The sequence below is a fragment of the Streptomyces sp. NPDC091649 genome, assembly GCF_044756785.1.
GTDB lineage: Bacteria > Actinomycetota > Actinomycetes > Streptomycetales > Streptomycetaceae > Streptomyces.
The window spans coordinates 37,844-61,347 of the sequence record NZ_JBIVTR010000027.1; the positions used below are offsets into that span (position 1 = coordinate 37,844).

General features: G+C 72.2%; 24 protein-coding genes. 11 read left to right on the plus strand and 13 right to left on the minus strand.

Features of this window, described 5'->3' with window-relative positions; translation table 11 throughout:
• Positions 1-73: 73 nt before the first annotated feature.
• Positions 74-775 carry an FCD domain-containing protein gene (locus ACIQMU_RS30385; RefSeq protein WP_352243700.1) on the minus strand — a complete coding sequence of 234 codons (702 nt, stop codon included), beginning with the start codon at positions 773-775 and terminating at the stop codon, positions 74-76.
• A gap of 132 nt (positions 776-907) precedes the next feature.
• Between ACIQMU_RS30385 and ACIQMU_RS30390 the strand changes: the two genes are divergently transcribed.
• Together ACIQMU_RS30390 and ACIQMU_RS30395 are read left to right on the plus strand one after the other, a co-directional pair.
• A complete protein-coding gene (locus tag ACIQMU_RS30390; RefSeq protein WP_352243699.1) occupies positions 908-1,417 on the plus strand; it encodes a gluconokinase in 510 nt (169 codons plus the stop codon).
• A gap of 11 nt (positions 1,418-1,428) precedes the next feature.
• Positions 1,429-2,826 carry a gluconate:H+ symporter gene (locus tag ACIQMU_RS30395; protein WP_352243697.1) on the plus strand — a complete coding sequence of 466 codons (1,398 nt, stop codon included), beginning with the start codon at positions 1,429-1,431 and terminating at the stop codon, positions 2,824-2,826.
• A gap of 76 nt (positions 2,827-2,902) precedes the next feature.
• On the opposite strand, the gene ACIQMU_RS30400 is transcribed toward ACIQMU_RS30395, so the two are convergent.
• Positions 2,903-4,474: an APC family permease gene (locus tag ACIQMU_RS30400; protein WP_402690132.1), complete on the minus strand. Its 1,572-nt coding sequence runs from the start codon at positions 4,472-4,474 to the stop codon at positions 2,903-2,905.
• Between the two features lie 81 nt (positions 4,475-4,555).
• Positions 4,556-5,527, minus strand: coding sequence for a hypothetical protein (locus tag ACIQMU_RS30405; RefSeq protein ID WP_352243695.1), 972 nt, complete (start codon positions 5,525-5,527; stop codon positions 4,556-4,558).
• Positions 5,528-5,731: 204 nt separating this feature from the next.
• Here ACIQMU_RS30405 and ACIQMU_RS30410 point away from each other — a divergent pair, with 204 nt between their 5' ends.
• Entirely contained in the window at positions 5,732-6,157 is a 426-nt protein-coding gene (locus ACIQMU_RS30410) for an ASCH domain-containing protein (RefSeq protein ID WP_352243694.1), read from the plus strand.
• A gap of 213 nt (positions 6,158-6,370) precedes the next feature.
• Here ACIQMU_RS30410 and ACIQMU_RS30415 read toward each other — a convergent pair whose 3' ends face one another.
• A complete protein-coding gene (locus ACIQMU_RS30415; RefSeq protein ID WP_402690133.1) occupies positions 6,371-8,032 on the minus strand; it encodes an FAD-binding dehydrogenase in 1,662 nt (553 codons plus the stop codon).
• 118 nt (positions 8,033-8,150) lie between these two features.
• Here ACIQMU_RS30415 and ACIQMU_RS30420 point away from each other — a divergent pair, with 118 nt between their 5' ends.
• Genes ACIQMU_RS30420 through ACIQMU_RS30430 form a run of 3 tightly spaced genes read left to right on the plus strand, consistent with a single transcriptional unit; the run spans position 8,151 to position 9,395 of the window.
• Entirely contained in the window at positions 8,151-8,660 is a 510-nt protein-coding gene (locus ACIQMU_RS30420; RefSeq protein ID WP_352243692.1) for an NUDIX domain-containing protein, read from the plus strand.
• A gap of 28 nt (positions 8,661-8,688) precedes the next feature.
• Positions 8,689-9,084 carry a DUF202 domain-containing protein gene (locus ACIQMU_RS30425; RefSeq protein ID WP_352243691.1) on the plus strand — a complete coding sequence of 132 codons (396 nt, stop codon included), beginning with the start codon at positions 8,689-8,691 and terminating at the stop codon, positions 9,082-9,084.
• The gene (locus tag ACIQMU_RS30430; RefSeq protein ID WP_402690134.1) at positions 9,081-9,395 is read left to right on the plus strand and encodes a DUF202 domain-containing protein; all 315 of its coding nucleotides are present in this window, start codon (positions 9,081-9,083) and stop codon (positions 9,393-9,395) included. Before ACIQMU_RS30425 ends, ACIQMU_RS30430 begins: the two co-directional genes overlap by 4 nt.
• Before the next feature lie 253 nt (positions 9,396-9,648).
• Here ACIQMU_RS30430 and ACIQMU_RS30435 read toward each other — a convergent pair whose 3' ends face one another.
• Entirely contained in the window at positions 9,649-10,584 is a 936-nt protein-coding gene (locus ACIQMU_RS30435; protein ID WP_352243689.1) for an NADP-dependent oxidoreductase, read from the minus strand.
• A gap of 354 nt (positions 10,585-10,938) precedes the next feature.
• Here ACIQMU_RS30435 and ACIQMU_RS30440 point away from each other — a divergent pair, with 354 nt between their 5' ends.
• Positions 10,939-11,961 carry a phosphotransferase family protein gene (locus ACIQMU_RS30440; RefSeq protein WP_352243688.1) on the plus strand — a complete coding sequence of 341 codons (1,023 nt, stop codon included), beginning with the start codon at positions 10,939-10,941 and terminating at the stop codon, positions 11,959-11,961.
• Between the two features lie 4 nt (positions 11,962-11,965).
• Positions 11,966-13,180 carry an acyl-CoA dehydrogenase family protein gene (locus ACIQMU_RS30445; protein ID WP_352243687.1) on the plus strand — a complete coding sequence of 405 codons (1,215 nt, stop codon included), beginning with the start codon at positions 11,966-11,968 and terminating at the stop codon, positions 13,178-13,180.
• Between the two features lie 95 nt (positions 13,181-13,275).
• Here ACIQMU_RS30445 and ACIQMU_RS30450 read toward each other — a convergent pair whose 3' ends face one another.
• The 4 genes from ACIQMU_RS30450 to ACIQMU_RS30465 form a co-directional block, all read right to left on the minus strand.
• On the minus strand, positions 13,276-14,610 hold the full coding sequence (locus tag ACIQMU_RS30450) for a M28 family metallopeptidase (RefSeq protein WP_402690135.1): 1,335 nt from the start codon (positions 14,608-14,610) through the stop codon (positions 13,276-13,278).
• A gap of 311 nt (positions 14,611-14,921) precedes the next feature.
• Entirely contained in the window at positions 14,922-15,515 is a 594-nt protein-coding gene (locus tag ACIQMU_RS30455; protein WP_352243684.1) for a TetR/AcrR family transcriptional regulator, read from the minus strand.
• A gap of 49 nt (positions 15,516-15,564) precedes the next feature.
• Complete coding sequence (locus ACIQMU_RS30460) at positions 15,565-17,307, minus strand: AMP-binding protein (RefSeq protein ID WP_402690136.1); 1,743 nt, start codon at positions 17,305-17,307, stop codon at positions 15,565-15,567.
• Positions 17,304-18,074, minus strand: coding sequence for an SDR family NAD(P)-dependent oxidoreductase (locus tag ACIQMU_RS30465; RefSeq protein ID WP_352243682.1), 771 nt, complete (start codon positions 18,072-18,074; stop codon positions 17,304-17,306). The genes ACIQMU_RS30460 and ACIQMU_RS30465 overlap by 4 nt, the downstream gene beginning before the upstream one ends.
• 327 nt (positions 18,075-18,401) lie before the next feature.
• On the opposite strand from ACIQMU_RS30465, the gene ACIQMU_RS30470 reads away from it, so the two are divergent.
• Positions 18,402-19,682, plus strand: a complete 1,281-nt coding sequence (locus tag ACIQMU_RS30470) for a DUF1343 domain-containing protein (protein WP_352243681.1) — start codon at positions 18,402-18,404, stop codon at positions 19,680-19,682.
• Positions 19,683-19,857: 175 nt separating this feature from the next.
• Here ACIQMU_RS30470 and ACIQMU_RS30475 read toward each other — a convergent pair whose 3' ends face one another.
• Complete coding sequence (locus ACIQMU_RS30475) at positions 19,858-20,340, minus strand: GNAT family N-acetyltransferase (RefSeq protein ID WP_352243680.1); 483 nt, start codon at positions 20,338-20,340, stop codon at positions 19,858-19,860.
• Between the two features lie 233 nt (positions 20,341-20,573).
• On the opposite strand from ACIQMU_RS30475, the gene ACIQMU_RS30480 reads away from it, so the two are divergent.
• Positions 20,574-21,188: a hypothetical protein gene (locus tag ACIQMU_RS30480; RefSeq protein ID WP_352243679.1), complete on the plus strand. Its 615-nt coding sequence runs from the start codon at positions 20,574-20,576 to the stop codon at positions 21,186-21,188.
• 24 nt (positions 21,189-21,212) lie between these two features.
• On the opposite strand, the gene soxR is transcribed toward ACIQMU_RS30480, so the two are convergent.
• Positions 21,213-21,689 carry a redox-sensitive transcriptional activator SoxR gene (gene soxR, locus ACIQMU_RS30485; RefSeq protein ID WP_352243678.1) on the minus strand — a complete coding sequence of 159 codons (477 nt, stop codon included), beginning with the start codon at positions 21,687-21,689 and terminating at the stop codon, positions 21,213-21,215.
• A 113-nt stretch (positions 21,690-21,802) separates the two neighbouring features.
• Here soxR and ACIQMU_RS30490 point away from each other — a divergent pair, with 113 nt between their 5' ends.
• A complete protein-coding gene (locus tag ACIQMU_RS30490; protein WP_352243677.1) occupies positions 21,803-22,264 on the plus strand; it encodes a MaoC family dehydratase in 462 nt (153 codons plus the stop codon).
• A 180-nt stretch (positions 22,265-22,444) separates the two neighbouring features.
• On the opposite strand, the gene ACIQMU_RS30495 is transcribed toward ACIQMU_RS30490, so the two are convergent.
• Both ACIQMU_RS30495 and ACIQMU_RS30500 read right to left on the minus strand, forming a co-directional pair.
• The gene (locus tag ACIQMU_RS30495; protein ID WP_352243676.1) at positions 22,445-23,080 is read right to left on the minus strand and encodes a TetR/AcrR family transcriptional regulator; all 636 of its coding nucleotides are present in this window, start codon (positions 23,078-23,080) and stop codon (positions 22,445-22,447) included.
• Between the two features lie 87 nt (positions 23,081-23,167).
• Positions 23,168-23,458, minus strand: coding sequence for a YiaA/YiaB family inner membrane protein (locus tag ACIQMU_RS30500; protein WP_352243675.1), 291 nt, complete (start codon positions 23,456-23,458; stop codon positions 23,168-23,170).
• Positions 23,459-23,504: the final 46 nt, after the last annotated feature.

Below are 23,504 nucleotides of genomic sequence, written 5' to 3' on the forward strand. Positions count from 1 at the left end.
CCTGAACTTCTCCGAAGATCGATCGCGGACAACCGTACGCCCCGTGAGCGGGTGCCGCGTCGTGCGGAAGGCATTACGGAGCGAGGACGTCCAGTTCGTGCAGGGCGCCGACCGCGATCTCCTTGGTGATCCGCTCGGCGGCTTCCGGGTCGCCCTCGCGGACCGCTTCGGCGAGCCGGACGTGCAGGGTGACGGCGGCCGGGTCGGGGTCCTCGAACATCACCTGGTGGTGGGTGCGGCCCGCGAGCACCTCGGCGACGACGTCCCCGAGCCGGGCGAACATCTCGTTGCCGGAGGCGTTGAGGACGATCCGGTGGAAGGCGATGTCGTGTTCGAGGTAGCCCTCCAGCTGCTGGCCGCGTGAGGTGGCGACCATGCCGAGGGCGCGTTCGGTGAGCTCGGCGCACTGCGCGGCGGTGGCGTGGCGGGCGGCCAGGCCCGCCGCGACCGGTTCGATCGCGGAGCGCAGCACGGTGAGGGAGCGCAGTTGGCGCGGGCGGTCGGCGCCGGCGAGGCGCCAGCGGATGACCTGGGGGTCGTAGACGTTCCACGTCTCGGTGGGGCGTACGGTCACGCCGACCCGGCGGCGCGACTCGACCAGGTGCATCGATTCCAGGACGCGGACCACTTCGCGGACGACCGTACGAGAGACGTCGAAGCGCTGGGCCAGCTCGTCGGTGCGCAGGACGCTGCCGGGCGGGTACCGGCCGGAGGAGATCTCCAGGCCCAGGGTGTCCAGCACATGTGTATGCAGCCCCTGGCCCTGTGTGGTCATGGGTCAAGCCTACGGGGCGGCCCTGGCGACCGGAAAGTACGACGTTTATGTCACAGCCTCTTGAATAAGTCGTACTTAATAGGTTTCAGTAGCGCGACGGACCGATGTCGAAGAAGACAGCGAGGCACCCCCATGAGCACCCCCCACGTCGTCGTGGTGATGGGCGTAGCAGGAACCGGCAAGACCACGATCGGTCCCCTGCTCGCCGCCGAACTCGGCGTTCCGTACGCCGAGGGCGACGACTTCCATCCCCCGGCGAACATCGCCAAGATGTCGGCCGGCACCCCCCTGGACGACGACGACCGGTGGCCGTGGCTCGACGCCATCGGCGCGTGGGCGCACGGGCGGGCGGGGCTCGGCGGGGTCGTCTCCAGCTCCGCGCTCAAGCGGGTCTACCGGGACCGGCTGCGGGACGGGGCGCCGGACGCCCTCTTCCTGCACCTGACCGGTGACCGGGCGCTGATCGAGGAGCGGATGGCGGACCGCAAGGGCCACTTCATGCCCACCGCGCTGCTCGACTCGCAGTTCGCGACGCTTCAGCCGCTCCAGGCCGACGAGGCCGGGGTGAGCGTCGACGTGTCCGGCACTCCCGAGGAAATCACCCAGCGAGCCGTCGCCGCGCTGCGCCGGCTCGAAGACTAAGGACCATTACCGTGACCAGTCTCAGCGTCGAGATGCTGGCAGCGGACGCCGCCGAACCGATCACCTCGGCAGGCAACGCTCAGTTGGGCATCGCCGTCCTGGCGGGCATCGCCGTCATCGTGCTCCTCATCACCAGGTTCAGGATGCATGCCTTCCTGGCCCTGACCATCGGTTCGCTGGCGCTCGGCTCCTTCGCCGGAGCCGCCCCGGCGGACACCATCACCAGCTTCACCGCGGGCCTCGGCTCCACCGTCGCGGGCGTCGGAGTCCTGATCGCGCTCGGCGCGATCCTCGGCAAACTGCTCGCCGACTCGGGCGGGGCCGACCAGGTCGTCGACACCATCCTCGCGAAGGCGAGCGGCCGGGTCATGCCCTGGGCGATGGTCCTGATCGCCTCGATCATCGGTCTGCCGCTGTTCTTCGAGGTCGGGATCGTGCTGATGATCCCGGTCGTCCTGCTCGTCGCCAAGCGCGGCAACTTCTCCCTGATGCGGATCGGCATCCCGGCGCTGGCCGGGCTCTCCGTGATGCACGGGCTGATCCCGCCGCACCCAGGCCCGCTGGTCGCGATCGACGCGCTGGACGCCAACCTCGGCGTGACCCTGGCGCTCGGTGTACTCGTCGCCATTCCGACGGTGATCATCGCCGGTCCGGTGTTCTCGCGGTACGCCGCGCGCTGGGTGGACATCAAGCCGCCGGAGAACATGATCCCGCAGCGGCCGTCGGAGGACCTGGACCGCCGCCCCAGCTTCGGTGCGACCCTGGCGACCATCCTGCTGCCGGTCGTCCTGATGCTGCTGAACGCACTCGTCGAGATCGTGGTCGACAACCCGGAGAACGGTCTTCAGAAGGTCACCGCGGTCGTCGGCTCGCCGCTGATCGCCCTGCTCGCGGCCGTCCTCGTCGGGATGTTCACGCTCGGCCGGGCCGCCGGGTTCACCAAGGACCGGCTGGCCGGCACCGTGGAGAAGTCCCTCGCCCCGATCGCCGGAATCCTGCTCATCGTCGGCGCGGGCGGCGGCTTCAAGCAGACGCTGATCGACGCCGGGGTGGGCCAGATGATCCTGGAGTTCTCCGAGAACTGGTCGATACCCGCCCTGCTGCTGGGCTGGCTGATCGCCGTCGCGATCCGGCTCGCCACCGGCTCGGCCACGGTCGCCACCATCTCCGCCGCCGGACTGGTCGCCCCGCTGGCCGCCGACATGTCGACCTCGCACGCCGCCCTGCTGGTGCTGGCCGTCGGCGCCGGTTCGCTCTTCTTCAGCCATGTGAACGACGCCGGTTTCTGGCTGGTGAAGGAGTACTTCGGCATGGACGTCGGCCAGACGGTGAAGACCTGGTCGGTGATGGAGACGATCATCTCCGTGGTGGCCATGGCCTTCATCCTGCTGCTGTCCCTGTTGCTGTAGCCGAACCCCGCTTCCGTGGACGAAAGCGCCCGCCCCGGTGTCCGGGGCGGGCGCTTCGCCGTGCGTACGGGAGGCGTCAGCGGCGGGCCGACTCGCTCTCGGCCGCCTTCTCCAGCTGGAACGCCTCGTTGCCGAGGCCGATCCGGGCGTGCACCTCCGGCTTGACCGAGCGCAGCACCGCCCCGTACACGAGACCTCCGACGAGCGCGAGGATGATCACACCCGGCAGCAGCCAGTTGAGGGCCGAGCCGGAACCGGAGCCGACGAGGACGTCGAAGTCGCGGACGGTGAAGACGGCGATCGACAGGAGCGCGAGCCCGGCGAGGGCCGAGGCGGCCAGGCGCGGGGCCTGCGCGCGGCCCGCGCCGCGCTTGACGAAGAAGACGATGACGGCGAAGGAGGCGGCGGCCATCAGCAGGATGATGCCGAGCGCCCCCACGTTGCCCATCCAGGTGAACAGCCGCAGGACGGGGGCCGTGGGGTCGCCGACCGCGTTGTCGTCGGTGAGGGCGAAGGCCAGCACGATCACGACCGAGACGGCGGTCTGGAGCAGCGAGCCGGTGCCGGGGGCGCCGCTCGCCCGGTTGGTGCGGCCGAAGCGGGCGGGCAGCAGGCCCTCACGGCCCATCGCGAACGCGTAGCGGGCGACGACGTTGTGGAAGCTGAGGAGCGCGGCGAACATCCCGGTGACGAAGAGGATGTGCAGGACGTCGGTGAAGGTGGAGCCGAGCCGCTCCTCGGTGAGGCCGAACAGCATGCCGGGCCCCTCCTTGAGGGCGGTGTCGGCGACGGAGCCCGGTCCGGCGGCGACGGTCAGGGCCCAGGAGCTGATCGCCAGGAACAGGGCGGCGTAGCCCACGGCGAGGAACATCACCCGGGAGACCACGACCTGCGGACGGCTCGTCTCCTCCGCGTACACCGGGGCCTGCTCGAAGCCGAGGAACGCGGCGATGCAGAAGCAGAGCGCGGTGCCGAGGCCGGCGCCGGTGAGGGTCTCGGGGTTGAAGGCGTGCAGCGACAGGCCCTCGGGGCCCGGCTCGCTCACGGCGGCGATGTCGAAGATCACGACGAGGGCGCACTCGATGACCAGCAGGACGCCGAGCACCTTGGCGTTGAGGTCGATCTTCAGCCAGCCGAGGACGCCGACGACGGCCGCCGCGACCAGGGCCGGTATCCACCACGCCAGCTCGATGTCGAGGTACGTGGCGAAGATGCCGGAGACCTCGAAGCCGAGGATGCCGTAGATGCCGACCTGCATCGCGCTGTACGCGACCAGCGCCACGAGCGAGGCGCCGGCGCCGGCGGTCGGGCCGAGCCCGCGGGCGATGTACGCGTAGAACGCGCCGGCGTTGTGGACGTGCCGGCTCATCTCCGCGTAGCCGACGCCGAACAGCATCAGGACGAGGCCCAGGATGATGTAGAGCAGCGGCTGGCCGACGATGCCCATCACACCGAAGACCGTGGGCATCACTCCGGCGACGACCATCAGGGGGGCGCTGGCCGCGACCACCGAGAGCAGGAGGCCGGAGGTGCCGAGCCGGTCCGCGCGCAGGGCGCGTTCCTCGCCCTTGTAGGTGTTGATCCCGCCGGTATCGGCCGTCCCCCTCGTGGTGCCGGTGTCGCTGGAAAATGAACTGCCGGTCGACATGACGGGGTGGTTCCCTTCTTCGTGGTGGGTGGTGCCCTTCGTGCTTCGCTTCGTGTTCCGCTTCGTGTTCCGCTTCGTGCCTCAGGGGGTGCCGAGGGCGTGGGCGCGCGCGGCGAGGAACGCGGCGTGGGGCTCCCGGCCGGAGTACGACCAGGGCGCGGCGGTGGCGTACGGGCCGATGCGGTGGAAGAGGGCGGCGGCCTCGGCGGGCCGGCCCTCACAGACCTTGGCGTGCGCCAGGAAGTTCAGGTCGACACGGTGGCGCGGGTGGTCATCGCGCTCCCATTCCAGCCACCAGTCGAAGGCGGCCTTCATCACCTGGCGGGCGCGGCGTCCGGACCAGTGTCCGGAGACCGCCGGGTCGTCGGGCTCGATGCCCGCGGCGACCAGGACGCGGTAGCGCTCGGCATGGGCGATGACCGGCAGCACGGCCAGCGGAGAATCCGCGGGGGCCAGTTCGGCGGCCCAGGCGGCGAAGTCGTACACCTCGTGGAGCGGGTCGTGGCCGCTCTCGGGGTTGCTCTCGGCCAGCAGCGCGGTCATCACGTGGTGGGCGTGGTGGTGATCGGGATGACGGGAGCGCACCTCCTCGAAGAGCCTGCCGGTCTCGTCCGCCCCGTCGTCGCGACCCCGGTCCAGGAGGAGCAGCGCGAGCCAGGGGGTGGGGTCGTCGGGGGTGCGGCGGGCGGCGGCCAGGCAGGCTTCCCGGGCCCGGGCGGCGTCATGGGCCTTGGCCTTGGGCCGCAGCGCGCGGGCGACCCGGGCGCAGCCGAGCAGGGTGGCGGCGTCGGCGCTCTCGGGTTCCACGAGCAGCCAGTCCCCGGCCCAGTCCACGGCGGACGAGGTCTCGGCGAGAGCCAGGAGCCGATGTCCGCGGCGGTCCCAGTCCCGCCCGGTGCCCACCAGCAGGGTGCGGGCATCGGACCATCGCCCCTGGGTGAACCGACCACGCGCGGCGATGAGTTCATCGTCGTCGAGGGCCGGGTCGAAGACGTGCTCCGAGCGGCTGCCCCGACGGCGGGAGCGGCCCAGGGGCGGCGGAGGCGGGGGCATGCCGCAGGCTTCTTTCGATGCGGTGTGCGAGCAGATGATCGCGCACAGCAAAGCGGTCGGCCGTGCTCCTCGTCAAGGGGCGCTTGTCGGCAACTCTGCTCGGGGCCTGAACAGTTGGCTGGAAGTCAGCCTGTCGGGGCGGGCCTTCGCACCCCGTCCGGGCGGTGGGGGCGGGCCGGGAGCGGTGCCTGACACACTGGCCGCATGGAACCTCGCGAACCTCTCAGCCCCTTCCTTCTCGCCTTTCCCGGGCCGTTGCGCGATCAGCTGGTGGCGGCGGTCCTCTCCGGCGAGAAGGTTTCCACCTCCGGGCTGTTGGCGGAGTACGAACAGGAGCGGGAAGAGCTTCCTCCGGTGGGCGAGCGGTACGCGCTGATCGACTCGGACGGGCGGGAGGTCGCGGTGCTGGAGGTGACCGGCGTACGGGTGCTGCCGCTCGGCGAGGTGGACCTGCGGCATGCGCTGGACGAGGGCGAGGGATATCGGTCGGTGGCCGAATGGCGTGCGGGGCACGAGGCGTTCTGGCACAGCGAGGAGATGCGGGAGGCACTGGGGGATCCGACGTTCACGGTGGACGACGGGACGATGATCGTGGCGGAGCGGTTCCGGGTGGTCGAGCGGCTGGTCTGACCGCCGGAGCCCCGTCCCGGACTCCGCTCCTCGATCGCCGGGGGCTGGCAATCCGCCCCTGCGGCGTTCGGAAGAGGCTTGAATCAGCCAGGTCCTGAACCTTGCCCTGGTCCGCGAATGCCGCCCCGCCAGGCCCCGGTCCGCGGGAGCAGGACGGTCCGGGCCCCGGTCCGCGGGAGCCGGACGGCCCGGTCGCCTCTCCTCGGGGGCGGTCTACGGGGCGACCGCCTCCGCCGCCGCTCGGCCCGCCGCCCGGCCCGAGAAGATGCAGCCGCCCAGGAACGTGCCCTCCAGGGAGCGGTAGCCGTGGACTCCGCCACCGCCGAAGCCCGCCGCCTCGCCCGCCGCGTACAGGCCGGGGAGCGGAGCGCCGTCGGCGGTCAGGACACGGGAGGACAGGTCCGTCTCCAGGCCGCCCAGCGACTTGCGGGTGAGGATGTTGAGGCGTACGGCGATCAGCGGGCCCGCGGCCGGGTCCAGGACGCGGTGCGGCTTCGCGGTGCGGATCAGGCGGTCGCCCAGGTAGGCGCGGGCCCCGCGGATCGCGGTGACCTGGAGGTCCTTGGTGAAGGGGTTGGCGATCTCACGGTCACGGGCGGTGATCTCGCGGCGCAGGCTCTCCTCGTCGACGAGACCTTCGCCGGTGACCGCGTTCATGCCCCGGACCAGCGCGCCGAGGTCCTTCTCCACGACGAAGTCCACGCCGTGGTCCATGAACGCCTTGACGGGCGCGGGCACGTCCGCGCGGGCCCGCCCGATCACGTCGCGGACCGACCTGCCGGTCAGGTCCGGGTTCTGCTCGGAGCCGGAGAGTGCGAACTCCTTGCCGATGATGCGCTGGTTGAGCACGAACCAGGTATAGCCGTGGCCCGAGCGCATGATGTGTTCGAGGGTGCCGAGCGTGTCGAACCCCGGGAAGAGGGGGACCGGCAGCCGCTTGCCGCGCGCGTCCAGCCAGAGGGACGAGGGGCCGGGGAGGATGCGGATGCCGTGCCGGGCCCAGATCGGGTTCCAGTTCTCGATGCCCTCGGTGTAGTGCCACATCCGGTCGCGGTTGATGTGGTGCGCGCCCGCCTTCTCGGCGACGCCGAGCATCAGCCCGTCCACGTGCGCGGGCACCCCGGACAGCATCTTCCCGGGCGGGGTGCCCAGGCGCTCGGGCCACTGGGCGCGTACCAGGTCGTGGTTGCCGCCGATGCCGCCGGAGGTGACGATCACCGCCTGGGCCCTCAGCTCGAAGGCGCCGGTGACCTCCCGGGTGCTCGCGGTGCCGCGCTCGGCCGCACTGGGCTCCAGGATCTCGCCGGTGACCGTGTCGAGAGCCCCGGCGGTGCGGGCCAGGCCGGTGACGCGGTGGCGGAACCGCAGCTGGACGAGCCCCTTGGCGACGCCCGCGCGCACCCGCCGCTCGAAGGGGGCGACGACGCCGGGGCCGGTGCCCCAGGTGATGTGGAAGCGGGGCACGGAGTTGCCGTGGCCCGTCGCGCCGTAGCCGCCGCGTTCCGCCCAGCCGACGACCGGGAAGATGCGCAGCCCCTGCTGGTGCAGCCAGGACCGCTTCTCCCCGGCGGCGAAGTCGACGTACGCCTCGGCCCAGGCGCGCGGCCACCGGTCCTCCGTCTCCCGGTCGAAGCCGGCGGTGCCGAACCAGTCCTGGAGGGCCAGCTCCCGGCTGTCCTTGATCCGCAGCCGGCGCTGTTCGGGCGAGTCCACGAGGAAGAGGCCGCCGAAGGACCAGTGCGCCTGGCCGCCGACGGACTGCTCGGGCTCCTGGTCGAGGAGGATGACGGAACGGCCGGCGTCGACCAGTTCGGCGGTGGCCACCAGCCCGGCGAGTCCCGCCCCGATCACGATCACATCAGCGTCGTACGCCATGGGTTCCATCCTGTCGGGGTGACGCGGGGACGGGAGAAACGTTCACGTTACCCGTGCGTCAGATCTTGGATACCCGCCGCTGCCACGTCAACCGTCCGGGTGATGTTGGATGAAACGCATGAAGCCCTCTGACGAGATCCTGGACATCGTCGACGAGAGAGACGAGGTCGTCGGGCAGGCTCCGCGCGGCGAGGCGACCGCCCGGGGCCTGCGGCACCGCTGTGTGTTCGTCGAGGCGCGCGACGCCGAGGGGCGGCTCTTCGTCCACCGTCGTACGCCCACGAAACTGGTCTTCCCCTCGCACTACGACATGTTCGTCGGCGGGGTCGTGGGCGCGGGCGAGTCGTACGACGAGGCGGCGCTGCGCGAGGCGGAGGAGGAGCTGGGGGTCTCGGGTCTGCCCCGGCCCGAGCCGCTGTTCCGGTTCCTCTACACCGATGACCGGCACTCCTGGTGGTCCGCCGTCTACCGGGTGCGGTGCGCGTCGCCGGTGGCCCCGCAGGCCGAGGAGATCGCCTGGCACGCCTTCCTCGACGACGCCGAGCTGGAGCGGCGGCTCGGCGAGTGGCCCTGGGTGCCCGACGGGCTGGAGGCGTATCGGCGACTGCGGGAGTTCGGGTCCGGCTGATCCCGGTGGCACCCCCTAAGGTTCCCGTGTGAACAAGATCGCGCAGAGCGTACGGCTGTGGTTCGCGCCGCAGCGGGTCCGGGAGGAGGGGGACACCCCCGACTACCGGTTCTCGCTGGCCAACGAGCGGACGTTCCTCGCCTGGATCCGGACGGCACTGGCCCTGATCGGCGGGGGTTTCGCCGTCGACCAGTTCCTGCCGGAGCTGATGTGGGGGGTCCGTGCCGGACTCGCGCTCGGGCTGCTGGCCGCGGGGGTCCTCTGCGCGCTGCGGGCGGTCAACCACTGGGTGCGGTGCGAGCGGGCGATGCGGCGGGACGAGGATCTGCCGGTGTCCCGGTTCCCGACCCTGCTGAGTCTCGTCGTCGCCGTCGTCGCCGTGGCGATGGTGGTGGTGGTCCTCTTCGGCTGGGAGGGCGTGTGACGGCGGCGGCGGGCCGGGACCCCGGGCTGCAGCCCGAGCGGACGCGGCTGGCGTGGCGGCGTACGACGCTGTCCGCCACGGTCGTCGCGCTGCTCGCGGTGCGGCAGGCCCTGCACCGCGGGGCGACTCCGGCCGCGCTGATCGCGGTGGCGCTGAGCGCGCTGGCCTGGCTGGGATTCCTGGTGATGGCCCACCGACGGGTGCAGCGGATGGGGGTGCCGCGGCCGGAGCCGCTCGCGCCGGGGGGTGCGCTGACGGCGACGCTGTGCACGATGGCGCTGGCGGTGTTCGCGGCGGCGATGCTGTTCTGAGCCCGACGGTCCGGTGCCGGACCGGGTGCGAGGCCGGTTCCCGCGCGAGCGGCCGGTACCCGGGCGAGCGGTCCCGGCCCCGGGGGCGGGCGTTCCCGGGCCGGGTGCCGCCGAGTCCCACCCGGGCCTGCCCGGGGGGCGGGCCGGGTCCGGCCCTGGTCCGGGCCGGCGAAGCCGTGGTGCGCCCGTCCGGCTCGGCAGCGTGGCCGGGACGACGCCGTTGCGAGCCCGGCCTCCGGCCGCGCGGGGTCTCTCAGCCGTCCCAGTCCACGGTCACCACGATCTTGCCGCGGGTCCGCCCCTCCTGGTTGAGCCGGTACGCCTCGGCGGCCTGTTCCAGCGGGAACACCCGGTCCACGTGGACGGTGATGATGCCCCGCTCGGCCAGCTCCGCGACCTGGGCCAGGTCGTCGGCGTCGGGGCGCACGAAGGCGTAGCGGCCACCGTAGGAGAAGACCTCGCTGTCCGCGATGGAGGCCAGCCGGCCGTCCGGCGCCAGGGTGTCGGCGGAGGCCCGCAGGGCGTCGCCGCCCACCGTGTCGAAGGCGGCGTCGAACCCCTCGGGGACCAGTTCCCGCAGTCGGTCGACGAGGCCGTCGCCGTACTCCACGGGCTCCGCGCCGAGGCTGCGGAGGTGCTCGTGGTTGCGGGCACTCGCGGTGCCGATCACCCGGCAGCCGGTGTGCCGGGCCATCTGGACGGCGAATGATCCGACGCCGCCGGCCGCCGCGTGGACCAGGACGGTGTCGCCGTCGCGGATCTTCAGGATGCGGTGGAGCACCTGGTAGGCGGTCAGCCCGGCCAGCGGCAGTCCCGCGGCCTCCTCGAAGCTCAGGCTCAGGGGCTTGCGGGCGAGGGTGCGCACCGGGGCGGCGACGTACTCGGCGAACGTGCCCCGGGACAGGAAGTCCTCGCGCACGTAGCCGATGACCTCGTCGCCCACCGCGAACTCGTCGACCGCGACACCGGGTTGCACGACGACACCGGAGACGTCCCAGCCGGGGATCACCGGAAAGACGGCTTCGAGGCCCCCTTGGAGGTAGCCCTCGCGGGCCTTCCAGTCGACCGGGTTGACGGCCGCGGCCCGCACCTTCACCAGGACCGCGTCGGGGCCGACCTTCGGGTCGGGCAGCTCCCCGTATTCCATGACGTCGGCGGAGCCGTACGCGCTGTAGCTGATCGCCTTCATCCCCCGACCTTCCGCGCGGGCCGGGGCCGCCGCAACTCGAGGGGTGCGACCGTGGGACCCGGCCCTCCCACCGGCTCGGGGCCGTCGACGCCGGCCCCGGCGGGCCGGGCGCCGCGCCGCCCTCCGGACGGGACGGAGGCCGGGGCAGAGGGCCGGGGCGGGCGCGCGGGCGCGACGGGGACCGACCACGAGCCCGACAACGGGACCGGACGGGTCCGGGGACGCCCGGGGACATCGGGGAGCAGGACCCGGACGGCTCCCCCGCCGTCGGATCACGCAAGCACACTGGACGACATACCGACTGGTCGGCATCATGGTTCCCGATCGTTCCGTCGCTCCCGGAGGTACGCACCAATGAGCCCAGTCCCCCCACCAGGTCTCGACCCGGAAAAGCTGCGCGTCCACCTCGACCGGGAGCGGCCGGGGCTGGTGAGCGGCCCCCTCGACGCGCGGCTGATCGAGGGTGGCCGCTCGAACCTCACGTATGTCGTCGGCGACGGGACGGGCCGGTGGGTGGTGCGCCGGCCGCCGCTCGGCCATGTGCTGGCCACCGCGCACGACATGACGCGCGAGCACCGGGTGATCAGCGGCCTGCACCCCACCGCCGTCCCCGTGCCGGAGCCGCTGCTGCTCTGCGGGGACGACACGGTGATCGGCGCCCCGTTCTACGTGATGGAGTACGTCGAGGGCACTCCGTACCGCACCGCCGAGCAGCTCGCACCGCTGGGCCCCGAGCGGACCCGTGCGGCGGTCCTCGGGCTCGTCGACACCCTGGTGGACCTGCACGCCGTGGAGCCGGAGGCGGTCGGGCTCGGGGACTTCGGGCGGCCGGAGGGCTTCCTGGACCGGCAGTTGCGGCGCTGGGGCAAGCAGCTGGACGCCTCCCGCAACCGTGATCTGGCGGGCATCGACGAGCTGCACGCCTCCCTCGGGCGCGAACTGCCCTCCTCCCCCGCGCCCACCGTCGTACACGGCGACTACCGCCTGGACAACGTGCTGCTCGGCTCCGACGACCGGATCAAGGCCGTCCTCGACTGGGAGATGTCCACGCTCGGCGATCCGCTGACCGACCTCGGGCTGCTCGTGATGTACAGCTCCGACCTCGGCCTGCCGGAGTCGCCCGTCTCCACGACCAGCGGCGCGGCCGGTCATCCCTCCCCGGCCGAGCTGATCGAGCGCTACGCGGCCCGTTCGGGCCGGGACGCCTCCGGCATCTCCTGGTACACGGCGTTCGCGTGGTTCAAGCTCGCCGTGATCCTGGAGGGCATCCACTACCGCTACACCCTCGGCCAGACCGTCGGCGCGGGCTTCGACGGGATCGGCGATCTGGTCCCCGTCTTCGTCGAGCACGGCCTCACCACCCTCCAGGAAGGCTGAACCCATGGATTTCGCATTCGACGCCCGGACCGAGGAGCTGCGGAAGAGGCTGCTCGCCTTCATGGACGAGCACGTGTACCCGGCCGAGGAGGTCGCCGAGGAGCAGCGGGCACAGCTCGCCTCCCCGTGGGACACCCCGGCGGTCGTGGGGGAGCTGAAGGCCGAGGCACGGCGGCAGGGGCTGTGGAACCTCTTCCTGCCGGACGCGGAGTACGGGGCCGGGCTGACGAACCTCCAGTACGCCCCGCTCGCGGAGATCACCGGGCGCTCTCCCCATCTCGCGCCGACCGCGCTGAACTGCGCCGCGCCGGACACCGGGAACATGGAGGTGCTCTCCCAGTTCGCCACCGGCGAGCAGAAGAAGCGGTGGCTGGAGCCGCTGCTCGCCGGGGAGATCCGCTCCGCGTTCGCGATGACGGAGCCGGACGTGGCGTCCTCGGACGCGACGAACATCGAGACCCGGATCACCCGGGATGGCGAGAGTTACGTCGTCAACGGCCGCAAGTGGTACATCTCCGGGGCGATGAACCCGGACTGCGCGGTCTTCATCGTCATGGGCAAGACCGACCCGGACGGCGCGGACATCCGCCGCCAGCAGTCGATGATCCTGGTGCCGCGCGACGCCCCGGGCCTCGAAGTGCGCCGGGCCATGCGGGTGTACGGATACGAGGACCACTCGCACGGCGGTCACGCCGAGGTGGTCTTCCACGATGTACGGGTGCCCGCGGCGAATCTGATCGGTGAGGAGGGCGGCGGCTTCGCCATCGCGCAGGCGCGGCTGGGGCCGGGGCGTATCCACCACTGCATGCGGCTGATCGGGATGGCGGAGCGGGCCATCGAGCTGATGTGCCGGCGGGCGGTGGAGCGTACGGCGTTCGGCAAGCCGCTCGCCCAGCAGGGCGTCGTGCAGAACTGGATCGCGGACGCCCGGGTCACGGTGGAGCAGCTGCGGCTGCTGGTACTGAAGACGGCCTGGCTGATGGACACCGTGGGCAACAAGGGTGCGCACACCGAGATCCAGGCCATCAAGATCGCCACTCCGCGCGCGGTGGTGGACATCCTGGACTCGGCGGTGCAGTTGTACGGCGCGGGCGGGGTGAGTCAGGACTTCCCGCTGGCGGAGCTGTGGGCCTCGGCGCGGACGCTGCGGCTGGCGGACGGACCGGACGAGGTGCACCAGCGGTCGCTGGCCCGGCGGGAGATCAAGCGGTATCCGTGACCGACGGGGACGGTGCGGCCCTCTCCCGGAGGAGGGGGCCGCACCGGGTTTCACCCAGGGCCGGGAGGTGAGCGCCGGCCGGAGGTGAGGGCTCGTCAGAAGGTGAGCTTCCAGCTGTCGATGTAGCCGGTGTCCTGGCGGGCGACGTCCTGTACACGGAGCTTCCACGTTCCGTTGGCCACTTCGCCCGAGGCGTTGACCGTGTACGTCGTGATGACGTTGTCGGCGGAGTCGCCGCTGCTGGAGTTCTTCAGCCGGTACGCACTGCCGTCCGGCGCCAGCAGATCGACGACGAGGTCGCCGCGCCAGGTGTGCTTGATGTCGACGCCCACCTGGAGGGCGGACGGGGCGTTGCCCGTCCTTCCGGTGACCGCGATCGACGAGGTCGTCGCCGCTCCCGCGTCCGGGATGGCGACATCGGCGGTGTTGCTGAACACGTCCCCGTCGGTGGGCGGTTCGCCGGTACCGGAGGACAGGGTCCAGATCGCGTGGGCGGCGGCGTCGCTGTTCCGGTCCAGAGCAGTGTCGTTGATGTTGCTCGTGGTGTCGCAGGACGAGTGGTAGCAGCGGTCGAACGCCTGCCCGGCGGTTCCGCCCCACTTCTGCGCCTGGGCGGCCGACTTGGTGTAGCCCGCACCGGTGAAGAGACCGCCGACGGGGACGCCGACGTTCTTGAAGGGGGCGTGGTCGGAGCGGCCGTCGCCCTCGGTCTCGATCTCGGTCGGGACCGACAGGCCGGCGAAGTAGTCCTTGAAGGTCTTCTCGATGACCGGGTCGTCGTCGTAGACGAAGTAGCCGGCGTTGGGCGAGCCGATCATGTCGAAGTTGAGATAGCCGGAGAGCTTGGAACGCTCGGCGGTCGGCAGGTTGTTGACGTAGTACTTGGAGCCGATCAGGCCCAGCTCCTCGGCGCCCCACCAGGCGAACCGCAGGTGCTTGTCGGGCTGGTACTGGGCGCGGGAGACGGCGAGGGCGGTCTCCAGCACGGCGGCCGAGCCGGAGCCGTTGTCGTTGATCCCGGCGCCGGAGGAGACCGAGTCGAGGTGGGCCCCGGCCATCAGGACCTGGTTCGGGTCGCCGCCGGGCCAGTCGGCTATCAGGTTGTAGCCGGTGGCGCCGCCCGAGGTGAACTGCTGGATGGTGGTGGTGTATCCGGCGGCGTCGAGCTTGGCCTTCACGTAGTCGACGGACGCCTTGTAGCCGGGGCGGCCGTGGGCGCGGTTGCCGCCGTTGTTCGCGGCGATCGTCGACAGCTGCGTGAGGTGCCCCTTGACGTTGGCCAGGGGGATGTCGGGCGCCGCGGCGGCGGCTGCCGGCGTCGGCGCCCCGGCCGCCTGGGCGGCCGGCAGGCCGGTACCGAGGACGGCGGCGAGGGCGACGGCCAGGGCGGCCGCCGGGGATCTGCGCAGGGTGAAACGGTTCGGTCTCATTCACGGGCTCCGGATTCCGTTGGGGACTGACGGAACGTGCGGGGGGTCCCCGGCCGCACGGTGATCCGGCCGGGTCCTGGAGCGTGGGCCGGGACAGACGGCCCAGAGGTGCGCAATGCGTGACCGATGCTCAAGGAAGTGACCGTGCTCCGTCAAGAGCGGAAACCGGACATAGCTGTTCCATTAACGAACAGTGGTTCGCCTGCGAACCCTGGCGCCTCATCGGGAGGCAGGACATACGACATATATCCAGACTCACCCCGAGCGGCGGAGTCGGCCAGTGGGTGGCCCGTGCCCCGGTCCGGAGCCGACTACGGGCGCAGGGCGCGCAACAGCAGGTCCGCGAGGTGGTCGGCGACCTCCCGGCGGCTGAGCGGGCCGTCCGGGCGGTACCAGGTGGAGAGGTGGTGGACCGAGCCGAAGTGGTAGTCGACGACCAGGTCGGCGGGGGTGGCCGAGGAGAACACACCGCTGCGCTGGCCCTCCTCGACCAGCGCCCGGAAGCGCTCGTGGTAGCGGCGGCGCTCGACGCGCACCTGCTTGTTCTTCTCGGGGCTCAGGTGGTGCATGGAGCGGAAGAAGATCGCCGCGTCGTCCAGGTTGTCGATGGTCGTGACGACCACGTCCGCCGCCGCGTCGCGCAGCCGCTGCTCGATGGGCGCCTCGGCGTCGGCGAAGGCGTCCAGGCGCTCCTGCTGGAGCCGCAGCACCCGGGCGTACACCTCCTGGAGCAGGTCCTCCTTGGAGCCGAAGTAGTGGTAGAGCGCCCCCTTGGTGACGCCCGCCGCCTCGACGATCTCCTGGACCGAGGTGCGGTCGTACCCGCGCTCGGCGAAGAGCCGGGTGGCGGCGGCCAGCAGCCGTTGGGGGACGGGAGTGCCGTTCTGGTCCGTCGCCTTGGCCATGAGCCGCCACCTTCCTTTCATACCGTGCGTGCGCTGTTTCGACGCCGTTCTACCGGGGGGAACGCAGTTCCCGCCTGAGGATCTTCCCACTCGCCGTCTTCGGCAGCTCGGCCAGGATCTCCACCTCGCGCGGATACTTGTACGCGGCGAGCCGTGCCTCGCAGTACGCGCCCAGCTCGCCGGGCTCCACGGCGGCCCCCGGGCGCAGGCTCACGTACGCCCGGACGGTCTCCCCCCGGTACGGGTCGGGGACGCCCACGACGGCCGCCTCGCGCACCGCCGGGTGGGTGTGGAGGACGTCCTCCACCTCGCGGGGCCACACCTTGAACCCGGAGGCGTTGATCATGTCCTTCTTGCGGTCCACGACGTACAGCCAGCCCGCCGGGTCCATGAAACCGATGTCGCCGGTGCGCAGCTCGCCGTCCGGGAAGGCGGCGGCCGTGGCCTCGGGGAGGTTCCAGTAGCCGGAGACGACCTGGGGACCGCGCACCGCGATCTCGCCCTGCTGTCCGAAGGGCACCTCCCGGCCCGCCTCGTCGAGGATCCGCACGACGGTGTCGGGGCCGGGGACGCCGACGGAGAGCGTGCCCGAGACGGGGTCGACGGGGGCCTCGTGCTCGGGCGGGACGGAGGCGCAGGGGGCGGTGCACTCGGTGAGGCCGTAGCCGTTGCGGAGATACGGGCCGAAGCCCGCGCGGAACCTCTCCACGAGCGCGGGCGGCAGGGGCGCGCCGCCGGAGGAGATCACCCGGAACGAGGCGAAGTGGTCCGGGGTGACGTCCGGGTGCGCGGCCAGGGCCATGAAGGCGGTGGACGGGCCGACGGTGTAGGCGGGGCGGTGGGCGGCGAAGGCGTCGAGGACGACGCCCGGCTCGAAGCGGTAGGCCAGGACGAGGGTTCCCGCGTTGGCGAGACAGGCGGCGAGCTGGCAGACCATGCCGGTGATGTGGAAGAGCGGGGCGAGGGCGAAGTAGGCGGCGCCCTCGGGGACCGGGTGCCCGGTGCGCTGGCGTTCGGCGTTGACCATGATGTTGCCGTGGGCGTTCATCGCGCCCTTGGGGGTGCCGCTGGTTCCGGAGGTGTAGCTGATCAGCGCGATGTCGGCGGCGGTGGGCTCCCGGGTCGCCGGGGCCGGGTTCCCGGCGCGGGCGGCGGCCAGCAGGTCGTCCGCGAGGTCGTCGGGACGGGGGGCCGGGAGCCGTTCGAAACCGAGGACGCGGGGGTCGTTCGCGGTCTGGAAGTCCAGTTCGCAGGCGGTGAGGGCGATCGCGAGGTCCGGGGCCGCCGCCGCGGTGTCCCGGAGATACGCCTCCCAGGCCCGGTCCGAGCAGATCAGCGCGGTGACTCCGGCGTCCGCGAGGACGTGACCGGCTTCGCCCGACTTGTACATCGGATTGAGCGGGACGACCGTCGCGCCCGCCTTCCAGGCGCCGAGCAGCGCGAGGACGAAGTGCGGGCTGTTCTGGAGCATGATCGCGACCCGGTCGCCGGGGCGCAGCCCCCGGGCGACGAGGTACCCGGCCACCGAGTCGGACAGCTCGTCGGTCACGCGGTAGCTGAGGCGGCCGTCGAAGTAGGCCAGGGCCGGGCGCTCGGGCGCGCGCCCGACGGCGGCCCGGAAGGCGTGCAGCACGGTCGGGGGCGGCGCGACGGGGGCGCGCTGGGCGTCGCTGAGCAGGGCGAGCCACGGCTTGGCCGCGTAGACCGAGCCGCTGGGCGGCGAGGCGCCGGGGGCCGGAGCGCCGGAGGTCGGAGCGCCGGGGGCCGGAGCGTCGGGGGTCGGGTCGCTCATGCGCTGCCCGCCTCCCACTTCTGCTGGAGGCGGTTCATCCGGCCCATCCACCGGTCGGGATCGGCCGCGCGGGCCTGGTAGTAGTCGGCCACCTCGGGATGCGGCAGGACCAGGAAGCGGTCGGCGTCCATCGCCTCGAACAGGGCGTCGGCGACGGCATCCGGCTCGATGGCACCGGGAGCGAGGACCAGTTCACCGGCCGAGCCGGCGGCGGTGAGCATGTCGGTGCGCACGCCCTGGGGACAGATGGCGTGCACCTTGACCCCGCGGTGGCGGTAGGTGAGCGAGAGCCACTCGGCGAAGGCGACCGCCCCGTGCTTGGTGACGCTGTAGGGGGCCGCGCCGATCATCGTCAGCAGCCCGGCGGCGGAGGCGGTGGTGACGAACCGGCCGCTGCCGCGCTCCAGCCAGTCCGGGAGGAGGGCCTTGGCCGCGCGGACGTGAGCCATGACGTTGACGTCCCAGGCGGCTTCCCAGACCTCCTCCTCGGCGAACACGTCGCCGGGCGAGGCCAGGCCCGCGTTGGCGCAGTAGACGTCCACCGTGCCGTCCAGCGCCTGGCGGGCCGCCTCCACGATCCCGGAGGCGTCCCCCGCGACGGCGAAACCGCCGATCTCCCGCGCGAGCGGCTCGATCCGCGCGAGGTCGAGGTCGTTGACGACGACCCGCGCTCCCCCGGCGGCGAATCTGCGGGCCAGCGCGGCTCCGATGCCGCCTCCGGCCCCTGTGACCACTACGCCGGCGCCCTGCACCGTACCCATCGTCATCCCGCCCTTCCATCCGGCTGCACCGGCAGACTAACCGGTCGGTATGTGATCGGGGAAGGGTCGTGAACGAGCCGGACGGGCACCCCGGGAGAAGCCCGGACGCAGGCCGGACGCAGGCCGGGAAGATTCCGGAAGGAGCCCGGGGGGCAAGCCGTGGCGGGAGGGCGGGAGGGGTTCGGAGGGGACTCGGAGGGGGTCCGGGAAGAGTCCGGGACACGCCCTGGGCGCCCCCTCGGGGAATCGGCGCGACTCAGGTCGTTCCGCGCGGGCCCGGCCCGCGCTAGCGTGCGTGGCCATGACAGTCGGCGCGATCATGGAGGTAGCGGAATGAGCCTGTCCAGACGTGGTGTGCTGGCCGCGGGAGGCGCCGTGGGAGCGCTCGCGGCGACGGCGGCCGGCGCCGGTTCGGCCGCGGCGTCGGCCGGACCCGGGCGCGGCTCCGGACCCGGGCGCGGCCGGGTGCGTACCGGCTTCGACCGGCTGGCGGACGACGGCTACCGGCTGCTGCGGGGCCAGAAGGTCGGGATCGTCACCAACCCGACCGGCATCACCGCGGAGGTGCGGCACATCGTCGATGTGATGCATCCCGACTCCCGGGTGGATCTGACCGCCGTCTTCGGCCCGGAGCACGGGTTCCGGGGGACCGCGCAGGCGGGCGGCTCCGAGGGACGCTACGACGACCCGGCGACCGGGCTCCCCGTCTACGACACGTATCTCAAGAGCGGGCAGCCGCTCGCGGACATCTTCACCGCCTCGGGCGTGGACACCGTCGTCTTCGACATCCAGGACGCGGGCGCGCGCTTCTACACGTACATCTGGACGCTGTACGACTGCATGGAGGCGGCGGCGCTCGCCGGCAAGCGCCTCGTCGTACTGGACCGGCCTAACCCGGTGTCCGGGCGGGCGGCCCTGGGCCCGGTGCTGGACCCGGCGTTCGCCACGTTCGTCGGCCGCCGGGAGATCGCCCAGGCGCACGGCATGACGGTGGCGGAGCTGGCCCTCTTCTTCAACGCGGAGTTCCTGCACGAGAACCCGGTGCGGCTGGACGTGGTCACGATGTCGGGGTGGCGGCGCTCGGACTTCTTCGACGGGACCGGGCTGCCGTGGGTGCCGCCGAGCCCGAACATGCCGACGCCCGAGACGGCTCTCGTCTACTCCGGCACCTGCCTCTTCGAGGGCACGAACCTCTCCGAGGGGCGGGGCACCACACGCCCCTTCGAGCTGCTGGGCGCGGAGGGCGTCGACCACCGCTGGGCGGCCGCCGCGAACGCCCTGGAGCTGCCCGGGGTGGCCTTCCGGGAGGCGTACTTCGCGCCGGTGTTCTCCAAGTTCGCGGGGAAGACGGTGGGCGGGGTGCAGGTGCACGTCCAGGACCGGGAGGTTTTCGACCCGGTCCGCACGGGGATCGCCCTGCTGGTGACGGCGAAGCGGACGTGGAGCGGCTTCGCCTGGCGGCCGGACAACTGGATCGACAAGCTCACCGGGAACACCCGGGTCCGCACGATGATCGACGCGGGCGCGGACACCGACACGGTCGTACGGGCGTGGCAGCGGGACCTGTCGGCGTTCCGGGCGAAGCGGCGGAGGTATCTGCGGTACGGCGGATAGCGGCGGGGGGGGCGGCCCTGAGTCCGGACCCGCCAGGCCGGCCCAGGACCTCGGGGCCGGCCGGTCAGCCGGTCAGCCGGTCAGCCGCACGGTCGCGCGGTCGCGCGATCGGCGGCCGGCGGTCGGGCCAGCGGCCCGGTCCGCGATCCGGTCGGCGGCCCGGCCGGTCGGCGGTTCAGCCGGCCAGGTCCAGGTCGCCCAGGTACTCGCCGTCCTCGGTGAGGCCCCGCTTGCGGTAGCCGAGCCGGAGGTAGAACTCCTCCGGTCCGCCCTCACCGGGGTGCCACGTCACGGTCGAGCGTGTCCCGCCCCGCCGGCGGATCTCCTCGTTGACCGCCCCCACGGCGAACCTCCCGTACCCCCGGCCCTGCTCTCCGGCGGCGACGGCGAGCCGCCAGAGCCCGGAGCGGAGCGGGGCGTCTCGAACCCCGGCGTCGAAGTCGAACCGCACGTCGAAGAAGGCCATCACGAAGCCGACGACGCGCTCACCGTCGCGGATCAGCCGGGGCCAGGCGATGTCGGGATGCACATACGCCTCGGCCAGGGACTGCGCGACCGGGGAGACGAACCCGCGCTGCTCGGGCGCGACTTCCAGCCGACAGGCGGCGAGCACGGTCTCGGGGGTGACCTTTTCCAGGCGCGGGTGAACTGCTGTCATGGGGGAACCCAACCGCACGGTCCCGTGACGCGCCAGCGGATTTCGGGCAGGCCGCGAGGAGCGCACGCCCCCGCACCACCCGCCCGCGCGCCGCTCCGCTTCCGCCCGTGGCACCCCGTCCCACATGGGGAGTCTCGGCCAATGGACGGATCCCATCTTTCGATGGAGCCGAAACGGGCAGGCGTACGTCCATTCCTCGACGTCCGAGGACGAGCGACGGAGGTGGCGGGGACATGGCCGGTTTCCGGAGTCTGGCGAGACAGGTACGCGATCCGCTGGGGGATCTGGCCCTGCGGCGGTATTCGCTGCGCAAGTGTTTGGAGAGGTTCGCCCCGTACGGGCACCGGGCGACCTGGGACCACCTGTGCGCCCGGCACGGGATCGGCCCCGAGGACCGGGAGCCCGACCCGGTGCGCCTGGTGCGCGCGCTGGACGAGCTGGAGGAGGCGCGGGCCGTCTGGCTCGCCTACGAGGCGGGGTTCGCCGAGCGGCGGCGACGCGAGAAGCACGCGGGGCTGCGACGGCCCGGCACGTTCGACGACTGGCACCGCCGCACCTGGGGCGGCCACGGTGTGGCCCGCTGCCCCGACCCCGGGCTCCATCCCACCGAGCCGCTCGCCGAGGTCCTGCGCCGTCTGATCGCGGCTCTCGGCACGGGCCCCGGATCCGCCTGCCCGGTCTGCGCGGGCACCGGCATCGAGTGGCGGCAGGACCGGACCGAGGAGCCGTGGGGCGGTCCGGTGTGCACGGGCTGCGGAATCGCGGTGCCCCGTCCCGCACTGACCGACCGCACGCTCGCGAGGGCGCGCCTGCCACGGCACCGGAGGCCGGCCGCTACAGCGGCGTGAGGCCAGGTCCGCACACCCCGGGAACTACGGCTTCGCCGGCTTCTCGGACCGCTGGGGCATCAGCCGGGAGCCGGTGATCCGCTCGCCGTTGATGTCGTCGGGGTTGGACAGCACACAGGTTTCCAGCGACAGACAGCCGCACCCGATGCAGTCGGTCAGATGGTCGCGCAACCGGTGCAACTGCTCGATGCGCTCGTCCAGTTCCTTGCGCCATGCCTCGGAAAGGCGGGCCCAGTCCGCGCGGTCCGGCGTGCGCTCATCGGGCAGTTCGGCGAGCGCGTCCCGGATCGTGGCCAGCGGAATGCCGACGCGCTGCGCCGCCCGGACGAAGGCGACCCGACGCAACGCGTCCCGGGAGTAGCGGCGCTGGTTGCCGCTGGTGCGGCTGCTGCTGATCAGGCCCTTGGCCTCGTAGAAGTGCAGGGCCGAGACGGCGGCGCCGCTGCGCGCCGAGAGCTGGCCGACCGAGAGTTCGTGGAGTGTCTGCGGAATCTGTGGCACCCCTCAAACCTACTGCCACGTCGTTGACAGGAACGCGCCGCACAACGATGCTGAGCAAGCGCTTAGACATCGCGCCGGAGGGTGCGCCGAGCCGGAAGGCAGGGACCGGAAACATGGCAGAGCCGAGGATCTACACGTCCGCGCGGGAGCTGCGGGACGGAGTGGGTGAGCAGCTGGGACACAGCGACTGGCTGGAGGTCGAACAGGACAGGATCGACCGGTTCGCCGAGGCGACCGGCGACCACCAGTGGATCCACGTGGACCCGGAGCGGGCGAAGGACGGGCCGTTCGGCACGACCATCGCGCACGGCTATCTGACGCTCTCGCTGCTGCCCGCGCTGGTGCCGCAGGTGATGCGGGTCGAGGGCATGAAGATGGGCATCAACTACGGGACCAACAAGGTCCGCTTCCCCTCGACCGTCCCGGTCGGCTCGCGGCTGCGGGCCACCGCGGTGCTCCGCGAGGTCGAGGAGGTCGGCGGCGGCGTGCAGGTCACGGCGGTCGTCACGGTCGAGCGCGAGGGCAGCGAGAAGCCGGCCTGTGTCGCCGAGTCGGTGTCCCGCTACTACTTCTGAACCGGCCGGCCCCTCCGGCCGGGCGCGGCTCGCGCGCCCCGCCCCCGCGGGCGCGCCGGTGAACCGGGCCGACGCCCCCGGACCGGCCGACGCCTCCGGACCGGCCGGTGGCTCCCGGACCGGCCGGTGGCTCCCGAACCGGCCGGCGCTGCCGAACCGGTCCGCCCGGCCCGTGCCCGGCTACCGCTTCTCGACCTGCCGGGCCCCGACCATCCGCAGCACGAGGTCCGCGTACAGTTCGCCGACCTCGTCGGGCGTACGGCTGCCCTGGGCGTTGAACCAGCGGGCCACGTCGATGCAGAGCGACAGCACCGCGAGCGTGGTGCCGGGGACGTCGGGGACGTCGAACTCCCCGTCCCGCACCCCCTCGCCGATGATCCGGCGCACCACCGCGTCGCTCCGGCGCCGCAGCGCGACGATCTCGGTGCGGTGCTCCTCGCCGAGGGCGTCGAGCTCGTACTGCACGACCCGGGCGGTGGTGTGCCGCTCCGCGTGCCAGCGGACGAAGGAGCGGACGGCCTCGGCGAGCCGTTCCGCCGCCGTGCCGTCCCGGTCGGCCTCGGCGTCGAGGAGGTGCAGCGCCCGCTCGTGGCCGATCTTGCTGATCCGGTGGAGCAGCTCTTCCTTGGTCTTGTAGTGGATGTAGAGCGCGGCCGGACTCATCCCGGCCCGGCCGGCGATGTCACGGGTGGTGGTCGCGTGGTACCCGCGCTCGGCGAAGGCGTCCACGGCGGCGACGAGGAGCCGTCTGGCCGCCTCGGGAGTGACCTCGCCCCACGGCGCGTCCTCGCCGCTCGTCTCCTCCGCCGCACACATCACCCAAAACCCCTCTTCGTCAGCAGGACGAACACCATACCCCGAACCTGAGCAAGCGCTTAGGGGGTGTCCTGCCGATCGTGCCGGTCAGAGCTTCTGGAAGGGGTCGTGCTCGGCGAGGATCTTCTCCAGCCGGGCCTGGTCCACGCGACTGACGAGTTGCCCCGCCTCCTCGCGGTCCCTGATCACCTTGGCCAGCGTGAAGCAGGACGTGACGAGGTAGAGCACGCCGATGGCGAGAAAGCCGCGCACCCAGCCGTCGGCGTCGAGGAAGAAGATCCCGAGGGCCACCGCGCCCATCGCCACCAGGAAGGAGGCGACGGCCTGGCCGTAGAAGGCGGCGGTGCTCTGCTGCTTGACGGAAGTCGTGTCGCTCATGGGTTCAGCATCCGCCGTCATGGCGCACGCCACACCCGCGCCCGTA

Bases quoted from the DNA above. Each gene is read 5' to 3' on its own strand.
- ACIQMU_RS30390 (WP_352243699.1), top strand. From the start codon at position 908: ATGAGCACCCCCCACGTCGTCGTGGTGATGGGCGTAGCAGGAACCGGC.
- ACIQMU_RS30475 (WP_352243680.1), bottom strand. From the start codon at position 20,340: ATGACAGCAGTTCACCCGCGCCTGGAAAAGGTCACCCCCGAGACCGTG.
- ACIQMU_RS30480 (WP_352243679.1), top strand. From the start codon at position 20,574: ATGGCCGGTTTCCGGAGTCTGGCGAGACAGGTACGCGATCCGCTGGGG.
- ACIQMU_RS30460 (WP_402690136.1), bottom strand. From the start codon at position 17,307: ATGAGCGACCCGACCCCCGACGCTCCGGCCCCCGGCGCTCCGACCTCC.
- ACIQMU_RS30385 (WP_352243700.1), bottom strand. From the start codon at position 775: ATGACCACACAGGGCCAGGGGCTGCATACACATGTGCTGGACACCCTG.
- ACIQMU_RS30420 (WP_352243692.1), top strand. From the start codon at position 8,151: ATGAAGCCCTCTGACGAGATCCTGGACATCGTCGACGAGAGAGACGAG.
- ACIQMU_RS30445 (WP_352243687.1), top strand. From the start codon at position 11,966: ATGGATTTCGCATTCGACGCCCGGACCGAGGAGCTGCGGAAGAGGCTG.
- ACIQMU_RS30500 (WP_352243675.1), bottom strand. From the start codon at position 23,458: ATGAGCGACACGACTTCCGTCAAGCAGCAGAGCACCGCCGCCTTCTAC.
- ACIQMU_RS30410 (WP_352243694.1), top strand. From the start codon at position 5,732: ATGGAACCTCGCGAACCTCTCAGCCCCTTCCTTCTCGCCTTTCCCGGG.
- ACIQMU_RS30440 (WP_352243688.1), top strand. From the start codon at position 10,939: ATGAGCCCAGTCCCCCCACCAGGTCTCGACCCGGAAAAGCTGCGCGTC.
- ACIQMU_RS30455 (WP_352243684.1), bottom strand. From the start codon at position 15,515: ATGGCCAAGGCGACGGACCAGAACGGCACTCCCGTCCCCCAACGGCTG.
- ACIQMU_RS30400 (WP_402690132.1), bottom strand. From the start codon at position 4,474: ATGTCGACCGGCAGTTCATTTTCCAGCGACACCGGCACCACGAGGGGG.
- ACIQMU_RS30490 (WP_352243677.1), top strand. From the start codon at position 21,803: ATGGCAGAGCCGAGGATCTACACGTCCGCGCGGGAGCTGCGGGACGGA.
- ACIQMU_RS30465 (WP_352243682.1), bottom strand. From the start codon at position 18,074: ATGACGATGGGTACGGTGCAGGGCGCCGGCGTAGTGGTCACAGGGGCC.
- ACIQMU_RS30495 (WP_352243676.1), bottom strand. From the start codon at position 23,080: ATGTGTGCGGCGGAGGAGACGAGCGGCGAGGACGCGCCGTGGGGCGAG.
- ACIQMU_RS30470 (WP_352243681.1), top strand. From the start codon at position 18,402: ATGAGCCTGTCCAGACGTGGTGTGCTGGCCGCGGGAGGCGCCGTGGGA.
- ACIQMU_RS30450 (WP_402690135.1), bottom strand. From the start codon at position 14,610: ATGAGACCGAACCGTTTCACCCTGCGCAGATCCCCGGCGGCCGCCCTG.
- ACIQMU_RS30415 (WP_402690133.1), bottom strand. From the start codon at position 8,032: ATGGCGTACGACGCTGATGTGATCGTGATCGGGGCGGGACTCGCCGGG.
- ACIQMU_RS30405 (WP_352243695.1), bottom strand. From the start codon at position 5,527: ATGCCCCCGCCTCCGCCGCCCCTGGGCCGCTCCCGCCGTCGGGGCAGC.
- ACIQMU_RS30435 (WP_352243689.1), bottom strand. From the start codon at position 10,584: ATGAAGGCGATCAGCTACAGCGCGTACGGCTCCGCCGACGTCATGGAA.